7 protein-coding genes are annotated in these 16,327 nt (G+C 35.9%); 4 read left to right on the forward strand and 3 right to left on the reverse strand.

Annotated elements, in window-relative coordinates; all coding sequences use genetic code 11:
- Positions 1-192: 192 nt before the first annotated feature.
- A complete protein-coding gene (locus tag QP953_RS01835) occupies positions 193-1,668 on the reverse strand; it encodes an Ig-like domain-containing protein (protein ID WP_052598086.1) in 1,476 nt (491 codons plus the stop codon).
- Between the two features lie 378 nt (positions 1,669-2,046).
- On the opposite strand from QP953_RS01835, the gene QP953_RS01840 reads away from it, so the two are divergent.
- Positions 2,047-3,492 (forward strand): hypothetical protein, encoded by a 1,446-nt coding sequence (locus tag QP953_RS01840; RefSeq protein ID WP_309553776.1) that lies wholly within the window; start codon positions 2,047-2,049, stop codon positions 3,490-3,492.
- Between the two features lie 254 nt (positions 3,493-3,746).
- Entirely contained in the window at positions 3,747-4,988 is a 1,242-nt protein-coding gene (locus tag QP953_RS01845; RefSeq protein ID WP_309553777.1) for an OmpA family protein, read from the forward strand.
- A 151-nt stretch (positions 4,989-5,139) separates the two neighbouring features.
- Here the strand turns inward: QP953_RS01845 and QP953_RS01850 are convergent, their stop codons facing one another.
- Positions 5,140-6,789 carry a von Willebrand factor type A domain-containing protein gene (locus QP953_RS01850; protein WP_309553778.1) on the reverse strand — a complete coding sequence of 550 codons (1,650 nt, stop codon included), beginning with the start codon at positions 6,787-6,789 and terminating at the stop codon, positions 5,140-5,142.
- A 218-nt stretch (positions 6,790-7,007) separates the two neighbouring features.
- The gene (locus tag QP953_RS01855; protein WP_309553779.1) at positions 7,008-7,508 is read right to left on the reverse strand and encodes a hypothetical protein; all 501 of its coding nucleotides are present in this window, start codon (positions 7,506-7,508) and stop codon (positions 7,008-7,010) included.
- 192 nt (positions 7,509-7,700) lie between these two features.
- Between QP953_RS01855 and ruvA the strand changes: the two genes are divergently transcribed.
- Complete coding sequence (gene ruvA / locus QP953_RS01860) at positions 7,701-8,306, forward strand: Holliday junction branch migration protein RuvA (RefSeq protein WP_052598091.1); 606 nt, start codon at positions 7,701-7,703, stop codon at positions 8,304-8,306.
- Positions 8,307-8,840: 534 nt separating this feature from the next.
- Positions 8,841-16,244 carry a cell surface protein SprA gene (sprA, locus tag QP953_RS01865; protein WP_052598092.1) on the forward strand — a complete coding sequence of 2,468 codons (7,404 nt, stop codon included), beginning with the start codon at positions 8,841-8,843 and terminating at the stop codon, positions 16,242-16,244.
- Positions 16,245-16,327: the final 83 nt, after the last annotated feature.

Genomic DNA, 16,327 nt, shown 5'->3' on the forward strand with positions numbered 1-16,327 from the left:
GTGGGCAACAGGCTCTTTTATTCTCAATCTTTGAAGATGAATAAACTCAACTAAAAAGGTTCTATGAACACTACTCTATTTACTAAGATGCGAGTAAATTAATTTTTGGTGTATTTGGTGCAAAAAAAAAATACTTTTTTCTCTTTTACTTGAAAAATATTCATTTTGTTGATTGATAATCAGGGTGTTATTTTATTGAACATTAACCGTAATTGTTTCACTTAGGTTACCATGACAAACCGTAATGGTTGCTGTACCAGCGTTAAAGCTAGTAGCAGAAATTTCGCCATTAAAATCTACATCGGCAACTTGTACGTTATCACTACAATAAACTAATGCAGCATTACTAATAGGGTTACCTGAGTTATCTAAGACCTCTGCTTGAATTTGAGCTGTTTGCCCGATACTTAGAGTTACATTGTTAGGACTAGTCAAGTTCAAACTTGCAGCAGCTATATCTTGGGCACCACAGTTGCAATTTCCAGAACTGACAGCAACCGAAAGAACCCCAACACCTGGCTCTATATCTGGATCAGAAGGGTGAGAAGCAATCACATAAGTAATTAAGCCAAGAGTAGCATTGCTTTTTACGGTCGCCAAACCATTATTATCGATGGTAGCGATATCAAAAATAGAGAACCCATAAGTTGGGATTTCCCATGTTAAGTTAGAAGGAGTTGTCATTGCGCCTAAAGCTAATTCTCCGTTACTATTTCGAACAACATCGTATTGTTTGGCTGTAAATTGTTTGGTTTGACCAGCAGGAACAGTAGCGTAGTATGGATCAACAATAATTACTTTGTTAGGAGCAACCACCAACTCGGCGCTACCAGTAATTCCTTCGGCAGTCGCACGAATAGTTGTCGTACCAACTTTTAATGGCGTAATATTTCCAGAAGCGTCAACACTAGCGATATTAGGATCTACAACAGACCAACTGAAATTAGTACTAACTTCTTGATTGTCGATATTGTATGCTTTTGCGCTGTATTGTGTTGTTTCTGTTTTTAAAATAGTATTAGAATTGGGGCTAAGTACAATACGAGAAACTGGTAGAGGAACACTAATTGGTCCTAAGACAACAACAGGAACAGTAACAACAGGTGTTCCTGTCAAACCATTGGCTGTTACTGTAATTTGACAGCTACCAACTCCTACAAAATTAACCATTCCAGTATTAGATACTGTGGCAACATTGGCATCACTAGATTGATAACTATACGTAGTAGAACCTGTTCCAAGATAAACCGCTTCTAATTGAATATCTGGGAAATCGGTGTCTACTAAAATAGCAGAAGGTGCGACAGCAAATAGACCAGGAACTTGAATGTTTAGCGGTGCCTCGGCTGTTAGGGTTACTCCCCCTACATTAACGGAAGCTTTGATTGTTGTAACGCCAACTTCGCTAATGGTAACTTGCCCGTTGCTTCCAATACTTGCAACAGAAGAGTTGCCACTAGACCAAGTCACATTGGTAGCCGTAGTTTTGTTGCCTGAAGCGTCAATTAATGCAGCACTATATGTAATATTTTGCCCTGGCTCAGCAGACATGGCTCCGTTTTCTATAACTAGCAGTTGGCTGCTATCTGTTGATACATCATCTGGTTTACAACTATTCAGAAAAAGTAGGGTTAAGGTAAATAATAAGAATGAAATGTATGTTTTCATAATAAATAGTATTGGATAAAATGGTGAAAAAATAAGGGCTAAAAAGTATCCTTTTTACAGCTTGCCAAAATAGATTATGATAATAATTAGGTAGCTAGATGAGTACTTTTTTTTACCTTTGTTTGAACGTGCCAAAACTAAATCAAACATTAAACCCAAAAAAAATATAGACAATGTATATTCATCGTTTTTAGGTATGATATGATGGTTTTTTGTTGATTATTTTGTTGGTTGTTAGTATTTTAAGTGATTCTCACGTTAATGTGCTTTAGTTCATTTTTTGTGAAGAATATTCTTGTTGGTACTCCAAAAATGGCACAAAATTCGTCTACTGAGCGAAAATACTGTATACACACTTACTCTGAAATAGACTATCTAATGAATGAAGAACTTTTCCTTCTTTTTTGTGAAGTAAACCCCACTAGTCAAATTGTGTTGGATCATGCTTTTGGTAAGTCGCCTAAAATGTTGCGGCTAATTCATTTTTTGAGAACAATAGAAACAACATTTAAAACTCCAAGGGCAATTAATGTTATTTATAAAGAAGAAGTAGACCAAGTAGAATACACCAAACTAATCAACCGTTTTTATAAATTAAGGCAGCAGTTAATAGAGTGGTTGTATCACTATTTGAAAAAGACAGAGACGCATTCTTCAAAAGAAGAACAAAGTTTGAGTTTTATTCGTTATTTGGTTAATAAAAACCAATTTAAAGATGCTTTGGAGAAAGCCCTCAAATTAGAAAAGCATTGCCAAAAACTAAATTTATTTGAGTTGCTACCTGGCGTACTTAATATGATTATATACTGCCAGCAGTGTTTGTTTATAGGAGGTGACAAGGCACTTATTGATGCCGAAAAGCGTTTGTTAAAAGCGGTTGAATGGAATCATGCTTTGCAGAAATTGCATTATTATCACCAACAATCGTATCGTATAAAAACAATAGAGGATTATCAAGAAGTACTAAAAGCTGTACGAAAATTGATACAGCCTTATAAAGACTTGCCCAGATTTACACTACTCTACCATTATATTGCATTTAGCAAAGGGTGTACGGCAATTGGGCGCACTCACAAGTCTACGAATGCATTGGTTCGACATTTGAACAAGTTAGAAGCTATTTTGAAAGAGCATCCTCAAATGCCAATGATTTTTGCAATGGCTCATTACCCTAAGTTAACAACCTATAATCTGCTCTTACTAAAGGCAATATTTTATTTTTATAGAGGGCAATACAATGAGTCAGCCAAAGCGCTAAAAGAAAGGGATAGAATCGAAACGGCTCATCCTAACTTGCCATATCCAACTTCTGAATCGGAAATTAGAAACACCATTAGCATTCTCATTTCTAGCAAACAATACCGCCTTGCACTAAAAAAATGGGAGCAATTAGTAGCTTTTTATAAGAAGCATGAGCAAGATGAACGGTTGGATTTGGCATTAATGGAAAAGGCTAATATTTATTTTTTCCAATACCCTAAAGTAAATAAAACCGATCTTTTGGCTTTATATGAGGATTTGTTAGAAGCAGGAACTAGAGCCACTGAATTTACTGATTTTATAATAATTGCTACGATTTGGGTTAAACTATTATTAGGAAAAACATTTACAGCAATAGAGTTAGAAAAAGGAGCGGGTATGTTCAACGCTTATCAATTAGAAATTTCCTTAGTTCGTCAGTTGGGAGAAGCAATTTATCAGAAAAATTCTAAATTATTAAGGCAACTAATAAAGGACATAGAAAAATTATTAGAGAATAAAAACAATAGTATACAGTCTCTTTATTATCAGCAGTTTATTGTGATTGCAAAGACACACGTTTAAGCAATGTGGGGGGGACGAGGTTATACTTTAACAGGTTGTTTTTTGTTAAAGTATATTAATAAATTCAAAATTATAGGCATATGTCTTAATATTGAATTTATGGCTTTAGTAGGATATAGATGTGAATTTACTAATCTATTAAGTTAAAATAATCCCCCTCTGTTGTGGTTTCAACGAACTAATATTAAAATTTGTCCTACAATGAATTGTATTAATTGGTTAATGTAGAACTTATTAAAGTTTGTTTGGAAAATATGGAAAAGAAAACTCTAAGACACAAGAACGTATGGTATGTTGTTTTTAATCTGATTTTACCTATTGCTTTGTTCGGGCAACTGAAAGAGTCGGCTGAATTTATACCTTGCGAAGACTATTGTGAAGGTTATCAACCTATAATTGACTTAGATTTTAGTTTTTATAAGGAGCGTTATGTAGAGGAAAATTTATTGTACAAAATAACAGATAACTGGGGGAATGGTTGTTTGCCTTTATATGGCACTCGCAATATGAGAAGTGTTTTGCATGGAGTAGCTTACCGAGGAGGTGCCAACAACTATTTTCACAAAACTGATAAACGAAAAAATCATAACCCTCTCCCCAAAGATGGTATAAACAATTTGTGTTACGAAGGATTTTCGGCAGCAGTTTATCTTTATCGAACAAATTTTGAATCTGTAGATAGTATCGACACCTGTAGTTGTGTACATGGGGCTAACAATCAAATGAAATACTATCAATTGGATTATTTTGATTCATCACATGTACAAAAAATTATAGAGTTGGTATATGAATCTGGAATTGATGCTTCAAAAGGACCTGTTTATTTGCATTGTTGGAATGGATGGCACGCTTCTGGGTTTATTGCAGCCGTTTTGTTAAAACAATTTTGTGGATATACTAGCGCAGAAGCTATTCGGTACTGGGATTTGGGGACAGATGGTGCTAATCGAAGCAGTCGATACCAAAAAATTCGTATGATGATTCGTGATTTTGAACCTAACGAAAAGTATCGTTTGTTGGATAAAGAAGGAAATTATATATGCCCCGAAATGCCTCAATTTATAGACAGTTCTAAAATTCAAGTTACTATAAATCATTTGCTTATTGTTCCTGAATCAATTACTGAAAATAGTTCTATCCCTTTGCACAATATTTATTTTAAAGCAGGCAAGTCTACGATTCAAAATATAAGTAAAAATTCAGATATTAAAACTTTACTAAAAGCCTTAAAAACACATAAAGAGTTGGTTGTGGAGATTGGAGGTTATACTGATGATATTGGAAACGATTCTGTAAATCAAGTTTACTCTGAGCAGCGAGCTAGGTATGTCTACGATTATTTGTTGTCTCAAGAAGTTGATAAGAATCGCTTATCTTACAAAGGATATGGTGAACAGAGACCATTGTACAGCAATGCATACGAAGCGACAAGGGTGAAGAATAGACGGATAGAAATAAAAATACTCCAAAGTGTGGGTTTAAAAGAAGGCGATTAGCATTATATGAAATGCTTATAGCCAAAATAGAGCCTGCTTTTTATTTGTGAAATGCATTAGACTAAAGATCGATAGCACTTGTTTCAACAATAAAAAGCAGGCTTGTTTTATTGGGAGCAAATTATTTATTTACTGGAAATAACGGAGAGAATTAGTTCTCTGAATTTGCTTCTAGTGTTTCTAACGTATTGGCTGATTGCACCATCTGCAAAAATTCTGTTCGGTATCCCTCTTTATCATTACCTAAAGCACCTTTGGCTAGTTCTAAAACACTATCATAGGTAGCCGAACCTTTGAACTTAGAATTTCTTAATAACATCCCAAAACCAGCAACGGCTGCCGAAAAGCGATAATTATCAGAACTGTTGTCTAAGTTGGTAATAGCTGTATTTTTAAGTACTTGCTCCAACAAAATAGATTGATCGGATTGAATGGGTTTGTAGCGAAATTTCACGGTCATTAAGTCGGTTTCGTTTCCTGAAACCTTAGTCGTTTGATATTTTAAATCAGCAGCTTGATGAATTATTTGCGTAGATTTTGAATTGGCAAGAATCACTTCGTAAATGGCAGTTACTGTATGACCTGCACCTAGTTCTCCTGCATCTTTGGTATCGTCATCAAAATCCTCGTTCGCCAACAATCTATTTTCGTACCCAATCAAACGGTAAGCTTTAACCATTTTGGGATTAAACTCAATTTGAATTTTTACATCTTTGGCGATTGTAAACATATTGGCACGCATCTGAGTAACGAATACCTTTTTGGCTTCACGAATGTTATCAATATAAAAATAATTGCCGTTCCCTGCATTACTAATCTGTTCCATGCGACCATCTTTATAATTGCCCATACCAAAACCACAGATAGTCAAGTAAATATTGTCTTTTCGTTTTTCTTCAATAAGCGAAACAAGCTCACTAGATGAAGAAACCCCAACGTTAAAGTCGCCGTCTGTTGCTAAAATAACTCGGTTGTTACCATCAGCAATCAAATTTTCTTTGGCAATGTTGTAGGCCAACTCGATACCTTGACCTCCAGCAGTTGACCCGCCAGAATTAATCCCATCAAGAGCATTTAAAATCTTTTCATGTTCAGAAGCAGGAGTGGAAGGCAAAACCAAACCTGCTGCCCCTGCATAGGCAACAATGGCAACTTTATCCTTGTCATCCAACTCAGACAACAAGAGTTTTAGGGATTTTTTAAGTAAAGGGAGCTTGTTTTCAGCACTCATAGAACCAGAGGCATCAATAAGAAAAACCAAATTAGACGATTTTAAATCGGTATAATCCAAGTCTTTGCCTTGCAAACCTATATGAATGAGATGATGTTCAGAATTCCACGGAGTGGTAGATATTTCTGTATTAATCGAAAAAGGATCTTGCCCTTGCGGTTGGGGATAGTCATAATCAAAATAGTTGATCATTTCTTCAATGCGAACAGCGTCGGCTAAAGGCATTTGATCCATTTCTAGATAACGACGAATATTGCTATAAGAAGCATTATCAACATCTATAGAAAAGGTAGAAACAGGTGTTTGAGCAACACCTTTAAAGGTATTTTCATTGATTTTATCGTATTCTTCGGTATTAAGTTTTTCATTTTGTATCGGTTCAGGACTCACTTGATAAGTATAGTTAGCCCCTTCCGTTACAGTCTCAACTTTAGATAGAGCTTTTTGATCCATGGCACGAGCATTCGGTACTTCTTCAAGGTATAATGCCTTATCTACAGTAGCATTTTGACAGGAGAAAATAAACGTAGCACTAAAACCAAGTGCTAATAACTGAAATATTTTTTTCATTGTATTGTATTTTGTTGGGTTATAATAGAGTATCACACTCTAAGAAAATGTTGATTATTATTGTGTTTAGTACTTTGTGTATTTTTTAGCTTTTTTGTGAGAAACTAAAAAAGCATCTTTGCATCAGTTTGATTATCAGTTTTTTAAGGAATTAAGTAACAAAAGTGCACTCTGTTGATAATCAAACTGATGCGATTTTTCCACGAAGTAGTGGTGTTTTATTTTATTGTAAATCGAGCAGGCAACGAATTGGAAAGTAAATTGACTTGATCTCCAATAAACCGAATGCTATAAGTGCCAGGTTGATCTAAGGCATATCGAGGTCTTAAGTCGATGGTGTATAATTGAACTCCATTGCCTTCAATACTAATTAAATCGCTGTCTTCTACCGCACCACTATAAGTTGGGATTTTGCCTACAAAAGGAATTATATTACCTTTTTTGTCTTTAATTTGAAAACAGTTGTTCCAATTTTGACCATTGGCAGGAGAATTGAGCTTGCAAAACGAAACTATTTCTGAAGTATTATTTTTTATGACAAATCTTAACGTAATGGGGTCCCCTAATTGATAACTAGGTTGTGTCATATTTAGACTAATATTTAGTGGAATGGTTCGTTGTGGTGGAATTTCTGTTTTGGGAGCAGTCACAACCTGATTGTCGTTTTGACAACTTAATAAAATGCTACAAAAACAAATTGTTAAGATGGTAGTTCTCATATTTTGAATGATTTAAGTATAGATAAGGATGCACTATTTAGTAAAAAGGGTGTGCAAATGTTTTCATTTTGTTAAAAAAACTATTAAGAGTTAAAGGATAAATAATTATTGTACTAGCTTTTTTATAGTTTTGTGCGTTGATTACATTGTAAACTGTCTCTGTGTGTTAAACACGACGTTAAGATAAATAATATGATTGCCTACATCAAAGGTAAGTTAACCCAAAAAAGTCCAACAGATATTATTATTGAAACTGCCAATGGCATTGGATATCATGTGCACATTACACTAAATACTTATAATAAAATAGCAAATCAGAATGAATTAAAAATCTTAACTCATTTTATTGTAAAAGAAGACAGTCAAACTTTGTACGGTTTTGCAGAAGAGGAAGAAAGGCAGATTTTTGGATTATTAATCTCTGTTTCGGGGGTAGGTCCTAGCACTGCACGGGTTTTGCTATCGACCTTATCACCAGGAGAAGTAAGATCGGCTATTGTTTCAGAGAATATAGCAGTATTAAAGAGTGCCAAGGGGATTGGTCCCAAAGCAGCTAAGCGTATTATTCTGGAGTTAAAAGATAAGGTTTTGAAAGAAGGAGGGGCACAAAGTGCTGCAATTTCACAAACTTTAACAGTTGATAACACTATTCGAGAAGAAGCATTATCTGCATTGGTTGCGTTAGGTTTTAATAAGACATTAGTCCAAAAAGCGCTGAATCGAATATTGAAAACGACCCCTCATATTCAGGATTCAGGGGAGTTAATTAAACAAGCTTTAGGACAACTTTCTTCCTAGCCTACTTTAATTTGAGAAAAAAAAAGACCAAATTAAGTAAATCTAAAAAAAAATAATTTGTTGATTTGCCTAATGTTTTTATTTCGTGTCGATTAAAAGTTGTGAGGAACTTTACTACTTCGCTATTTTTATGGATGATGAATCTTAAAAAATATCATTATCAGCACTCAATATCTTATTTTCGATTTTACGAAGCAGAATTACACTAAAAAAAAGAAACACATTACATTGTTTAACAAAATAGCAGGATATAAGGTTCAATTCTACACAATTATAATTTTCTAGATTAAATTTTTCGACCATTTTTGAAAAATGAATAGACAAAGCAAGCATTTGACTACTAAAATAGGATATATCTATTGTTAGCTAGAAAATCTTTGTCTTAGAAATAAGAGAATCAGCGAAAATTAAATATTTTTGGAGTCATTTTGTTAAAGTCCACTCTTTTTCAGAGCATTACCAATGCCCTAAAAATGGACCTAGATGAGGCGAGTCTACAAAAGACCGTTCGTCTTAATAACCAAGCAGTTTTTTATGAATTTCAAGACACTGAATTTGTGCTTTTGGGTAGTATGTACCTATACAGTAGCAGGATGGAGTACAGACTATAACACTCTCAATTATTTAGAGGAAGATTTTTGGGCTTCGCCAACCTTTTTTATGCCAGACACCTTGCCTCCAATACAGGATAGACCAGAGGTAGATGTATCGAACAAACAAAATCCGTTTGATTTAAAGGACCCCAAAGTAATCGAAAAAAATGTAGAGTATGATGCAGAAAGTAATCTGTATATCATTACTGAAACGATCAACGGATCTTACTATCGATCTCCAATGTACTTAACTCCCGATGAATACTTTAAGTGGAGGGCAGAACAGGAGGACAAAGCCTATTTTAAGGAGTTATCTCAAATGAATAAAGTAGGAAAAGTTGGAGGTGATCCTGTTGCGCCTTATCAAGATCGAATTAGCAATAGCTTGGTTGAGCGTCTGTTTTGTGGTTCAACAATTGATGTTCGACCTCAAGGTAATATAGGTTTGACATTTGGTTTTGATTATCAAAGAATCGCAAATCCTATCTTGACTGAACAACAGCAACAACAAGGTGGTTTTGATTTTGATATGAATATTCAGCTGAGTGTGGTCGGTAAGATTGGGCAAAAACTAAAGCTGTCTTTTAACTATAACACACAAGCTACCTTTGATTTTGATCGCCAAATTAAAGTAGAATATTTGAGTGATACAGAATGTTCAGAAGATGACATTATCAAAAAAATAGAAGCAGGTAACGTTAGTTTTCCATTGCGTTCTTCTCTTATACAGGGGCGCCAAAATTTATTTGGCTTTCGCACAGATTTGCAATTTGGTCGTTTAAAAATGTCTTTGGTTGCTTCTCAAAGTCAAACCAAACGAAAAGAAATTCAAATCAAAGGTGGTTCTCAATTGCAAGATTTTGAGGTAACAGCAGATAATTATGATGAAAATCGACATTTCTTCCTTTCTCATTACAACCGTGCTACTTACGAAGAGAATTTAACGACGCTACCTCAGATCAATACGCTGTTTAATATTACCAAAATAGAAGTATGGGTAACCAATGATCGAAATGTAACCGAAGGCGTTCGAGATGTCGTGGCTTATGCAGATTTGGGAGAAACGGATCCTAGCAAAATGGTTAGTGGCAACCAATACAATCCTTCGACCGCATCTGAACAAGGGATTGATTTAAGAAACAATCGTCTACCAGATAATGATGCCAATGATTTATATAAAGAGTTGTTGGCTAGTGAAAATGGGACTCCTTCGGGGAACGCTCGTGGGCTTCAAACATCTATTAGTGCTTTACAAGGTGCCCCGTTTAATATGAGTGATGCAGAAGACTTTGTGAAAATCAGAGCCCGTAAATTGTCGCCCTCAGAGTTTACCTATGATCCTAAACTTGGGTTCGTATCTGTCAATGTGTCGATCAAGCCAACAGATGTAGTCGCAGTGGCTTATCAATATACTTATAATGGTCAGATATACCAAGTGGGGGAGTTTGCACAAGATTTGCCTTTGAATGCTGACACTTTGAATGTAATGCATTTAAAATTATTAAAGGGAGTTAGAACAAGAGTTGATTTGCCAATTTGGGACTTAATGATGAAAAACATTTATTCCTTAGGAGCCTATCAAATTAATCAAGAAGACTTTATGCTGGATGTCTTTTATCAAGACCCAGGAGGAGGAGAGAAGCGATTTTTGCCAGAGGGACCACCAGAAGGAAAGCCCTTGATTACGATGTTGAACTTAGATAATCTGAACAGAGCAAGAGACCCTATTCCTGATGGACAGTTTGACTATATCCCAGGGACAACGATTTTGCCTAGAAACGGACGTGTCATTTTTCCAGTTTTAGAGCCTTTTGGAAGTTCGTTGGCTGGAGAGTTTTATCGAACACCTGGTGATCCTGCAAGTTTACATCCTATTTCTCAAAAATATCTATACAACCAGCTCTACGATTCTACAATTACAAGAGCAAGAGAATTTCCAGAGTTTAATCGATACATTATACGAGGTCGTTACAAGTCTAGTGTTTCTTCTGAAATTTCCTTGGGAGGATTTAATATTCCGAAAGGGTCGGTAGTGGTAACAGCAGGTGGACGTACATTGACAGAAGGTACGGATTATACGATTGATTATAATTTGGGAAGAATTAAAATTTTGAATGAGGCTTATTTGAATTCTGGACAGCCAGTTCGAGTTGCTTTTGAGGACAATGCTACCTTTGGGTTTAATCAACAAGGCTTTTTTGGAGCAAGGTTTGATTACTTTGTTAATAAAGATCTGAATATTGGAGCTACCTTTTTGCACTTAAACGAACGCCCCTTTACACAGAAGGTAAATTATGGGGATGACCCTATTTCGAATAGTATTTATGGGTTTGACGTACAATATAGCAGCGAAGCACCTTGGTTAACTCGTTTGATAGATAAAATACCATTGATTAGCACCAAGGCAATGTCAAATATTTCGTTTTCAGCAGAATTTGCACATTTAATTCCTGGTTCTCCAGATATTATCAATCAAGCTAATGACGAAGGAGGAGTTGTTTTTATTGATGATTTTGAGGGATCAACGAGCAATTTTAATTTGTCTATTCCAAGTTTAAATTGGGTGTTGGCAAGTACGCCAAGAAGTGACCTTTCTAATCCTTTGTTCCCAGAAGCAAGTTTGTCAAATGATTTGGAATACAATAAAAACAGAGCAAGAATAGCATGGTATAACTTGGAACCTGCTTTAAATTTTACCTCTGGTTCTAAGAGTATTTATACACGCGAAATTCAACAACAAGAGGTTTTTCAAAATGTTCAAAATACAGGTTTAACCTATACTGGACTACGTACATTTGATTTGTCTTATAGACCGAAGGAACGTGGACCTTATAACTTTGATACGACAAACATAGATCCAGCTACAGGAGAATTTACCAACCCTGCTGATCGTTGGGGAGGTGTTATGCGTAGTTTGACAAATACTGATTTTGAGGCTTCTAATATTGAGTTTGTCGAAATGTGGGTCATGAGTCCTTTTAAAGAAGGTTATGGTGGTAATGGTGGAGACTTGTATATTGAGTTGGGAGATGTTTCGGAAGATATCTTAAAAGATTCTCGATTGTTCTTTGAGAATGGGATACCAGCCGCCAATTCTAATACTAGTACAGATGAAACTGTCTGGTCAAGAATTCCAAGAACACAAGCTGTGACACGTGCTTTTGACAATGATCCTGCTATTAGAGACCAACAAGATATTGGTTTGGATGGCTTTGATGATGAAGGAGAACGTCAGCATTATGCTTCTTATCTAAGTGCCATGCAACGAATTGTTGCACCAGGTATTTTCCAAGGCATTCAAGATGACCCAGCAGGAGATAACTTCCGTTTTTATAGAGATGCCTTTTATGATGATCCTGCCAACATTCCTTCAGGAAACTTAGAAGACCCAACTTTGTATCGTTATATTAAATATAACAACCCACAGGGTAACTCTTCTAATGATCAGAGTACCAATAATCAGGCTATTTCAACTTCTACCAACATTCCAGATACAGAGGATTTAAACAAAGATAATACGTTAAACGAGCAAGAGTCGTACTATCGTTATCATATTCCAATTCGCAGAGAAAATGGTGATGAAATGGCATTTACTCAGTATACCATTGATTCTGTTCGTATGAACTATGATGGCCCTAATGGACCAGAGACAGTATATTGGTATCAGTTGAAAATCCCTGTGGATAAATTTACCAGTCGTGTCGGAGGAATTTCTGATTTCCGTGCCATTCGATTTATGAGAATGTATATGACAGGGTTTGAAGAGAAAACGACATTGCGTATGGCTCGTCTAGATTTGATTCGCAATCAATGGAGACGTTATATCAGAGATTTGACCTTGCCAGGTTTGATTATTCCTCCAGAAGATCCAAGTAACACAACATTTGATGTATTTGCAGTAAATATTGAAGAAAATGGTTCTAAAATTCCATTTAATTATGTGTTGCCTCCTGGTGTATCTCGTGAACAAGTGATTGGTTCTGTTACCAATGCACAACAAAATGAACAATCGCAAGCGTTGAGAGTTTGTAACCTAGAAGATGGAGATGCTAGAGGAATTTATAAAATCGTAGACTTGGATATGCGGGTTTATGAACGTTTAAAAATGTATGTTCATGCAGAAAATTTGAGAGGAGAGCAAGAAAATGATCCTGGAGACATGACCATGTTTATGCGAATAGGAAGTGATTTTGAAAATAACTACTATGAGTATGAAATTCCTTTGACAATGTCAGACGAAAGTGGAGGAATCAAAGACGATCAAAATATTTGGTTGGAAGAAAATCAATTTGATTTCCCACTCGAATTACTACGTCAAGTAAAAGTCGATAGAGAAGTGAAAGGAATTGCCTTGAGTGATTTGTATGAGTCATTTGATGGAAATAATATTATTAGAGTAAAAGGTAACCCAACACTTGGGCAAGTAAAAGGGGTAATGGTTGGGGTACGCAACCGCAAAGACGATGGTTTGGCACGTTGTGCAGAGATTTGGATTAATGAGTTGCGTTTGACTGGTTTTGACGAGCGAGGTGGATTTGCTGGTTTGGCGAGATTGGATGTTCAACTAGCCGATTTTGGACAATTGACGGCATCGGGAAGTTACCAATCCATTGGTTTTGGAAATATCGACCAAAGTGTCGGAGAGCGTAGTCGTGAGGAGTTGATACAATACGATATTTCAGGTTCTTTGAAATTGGACAAGTTCTTTCCTGAAAAATGGAAATTAAGCATTCCTTTTTATGCGCAGTATTCTCAAGAGATTAGTACGCCAGAGTTTGATCCATATCAACTGGATGTTCCTTTAGAACAACGTTTGGCTTCTATTTCTGATTTGAGAAGACGAGATTCTATTCGACAAGCAGCGAGAACCATACGAACGATTTCTAGTTTTAACTTTACAAATGTTCGAAAGGGAAGAACGTCTAAATTTGTCCCATTACCAACAGATATTTCTAATTTCTCCTTTACGTATGCACAATCGAGTAATATTTTCCGCTCACCAATAATTGAACGAGAAGAACGGACGGAGCATAGAGGAGTTTTGGATTATAATTACTCTCCTGGAGTTAAACCGATTTATCCATTTAAAAAGGCGATTAATAAAATAAAAAATAAAAATGCTGTAAAATGGTTGGGACTCATTCGAGAAATTAACATTAATCCATTGCCTAATGCCATTGGCTTTAGAAATGAATTGAAGCGTAATTTTGGGGAAACAACGTATCGATTTACAGATGCAACTACTAGTACTTATTACGATAAGAAGTTTATTTGGGATAGAGCTTATAATTTGCAATGGAATATCTTTAAGTCCTTGCGTTTGAATTACACGGCTACGAATAACGCAATTATTGATGAACCAGAAGGTAGAATTGATGAGCAAGTAGAAAGGGATGTTTTGTGGAACAATATCAAACGTTTTGGTCGAACTAAGAACTACCAACATAATGTCAGTGCTAGCTATACGTTACCTCTAAAATATATACCTGCACTCGACTGGGTAACTGTTAAAGGGCAGTATTCAGCAACCTACAGTTGGACTGCTGCCACCTTGGGTTTGGATAGCTTAGGAAATGTTATTCAAAACTCTCAAAAACGTCAAGTTACAGGAGATTTCCAATTTAAGAAATTGTATGACAAGTGGAATTATCTGAAAAAGATAGGAACTCCAAAACGTCCTTCTGCTGGTGGTAAAGGCAAAGAGAAGAAACCAGAAAAAATTAAATTACCTGAAAAGAAAAAATATCCACCTCTAAGAGAGATTGAAGATCCTGAGAAGCGTGCAGAGGAAAAGGAAAAACGAAAAATGGAACGCAAGGCTTGGCGAGAAGAAGTCAAGAAAATTAGAGAAAAAAGGCAACCTAGTGGCGCAGAGCGTGCTCTAATTCGTCCATTAATGTTGTTGCAACGAGCGAGGGTGACTTACAATGAAAACTTTACGACAGTGCTTCCTGGTTTTATGGGAACCTCCAAATATGTTGGTCAAGACTATACGGGAACGAATACCAACCCAGGTCCACGACCAGGATGGGACTTTATTGCGGGGTGGCAGCCAGATCGTACTTGGTTGGACAAAGCCGCAGAGAGTGGCTGGATTTCAACAAGTATTTATCAAAATCAACCTTTGATACAAACGCATACTCAAACTTATTCAGCAAAAGTCACTTTGGAACCCATTCAAGGATTGAAAATTGATGTTGATTTGGATAAGACGATTACAGAGAACTATCAAGAGTTGTTCAAGGTAGAAGATCAGTTTAGCAATGACGAATTTTCTCATTTGAATGGTATGTTGAGTGGTACTGTAAAAATGACCTACTTGCCTTTAGCTACTTTCTTTGATAAGGAGGGAACCAAAGGAACGAACTCTTCGGTCAACTTTGAAACCTTTGAGAGCAATCGAATTATTATTTCTCAACGCAAAGGGACAGGAACGCATGATGACACAGAAACCAATCCTGGCTTTACAGAAGGATATGGTCGTTATCAACAAGATGTTTTGATTCCTGCTTTCTTGGCGGCTTATACGGGGCGCGATGCTAATAATATAGAGTTAGGAGATATCCGTAATACGATGCCTCTGCCAAACTGGAAATTGACCTATAATGGCTTGTCAAAAATGCCTGGCTTAGATAAAATTTTCTCTAGTTTTAGCTTAACTCATGGCTACAAATCAACCTTAACAGTCAATCAATTTGTTACGGATTTGGATTTTGCGTCTACGTTGGCACCAACAGGTACCAATGGAAAAGATGTTAATAGTCAAAACTATTATTCTAGCTTTGAAATCCCTAATTTGGTGATTTCTGAATCATTCAATCCTTTGATTGGGGTAGACATGCGTTTCAAAAATGATTTGTCTTTAAATTTCCAATATAAAACAAGTAGAAATTTGTCTATGAGTTTTATTGACTATCAATTGAGTGAACAAAATACAACTGATGTAACGGTTGGTTTTGGATGGAAATTCAAAAACTTTAAACCAATTGAGTTCTTTAAGAATAAGAAAAAGAAAGAAAAGGAAAAAGAAAAAATCAAGTTGGGTGAAATGGATTTCAATTTTGATTTTGGAAAAACCATTGCTAAAGATGAGTTGAACTTGAAATGTGATGTTTCTTTCCGTGATGACAAAACGGTCAATCATATCTTAGATCAAGATCAATCGGTTGCTACGCGAGGAATGCAAACGATTCGTATTTCACCATCGTTGGAATGGATTCCAAATAATCGCTTGACATTCCGTCTGTTCTTTGATTATACGCAAACGATACCAGCTGTATCAACGTCTTTCCCTATTACTAGTTTGAAAGGTGGTTTGACGATCCGCTTCTCATTGTCACAATAAATAGAATTTAATCTACCAATAGAATGAAGAGCTTGCTTTTTAGCAGGCTCTTTTTTTTTGTTGGATTAGAGATGGGCGTTTTT

The organism is Aureispira sp. CCB-E (genome assembly GCF_031326345.1).
Classification (GTDB): domain Bacteria; phylum Bacteroidota; class Bacteroidia; order Chitinophagales; family Saprospiraceae; genus Aureispira.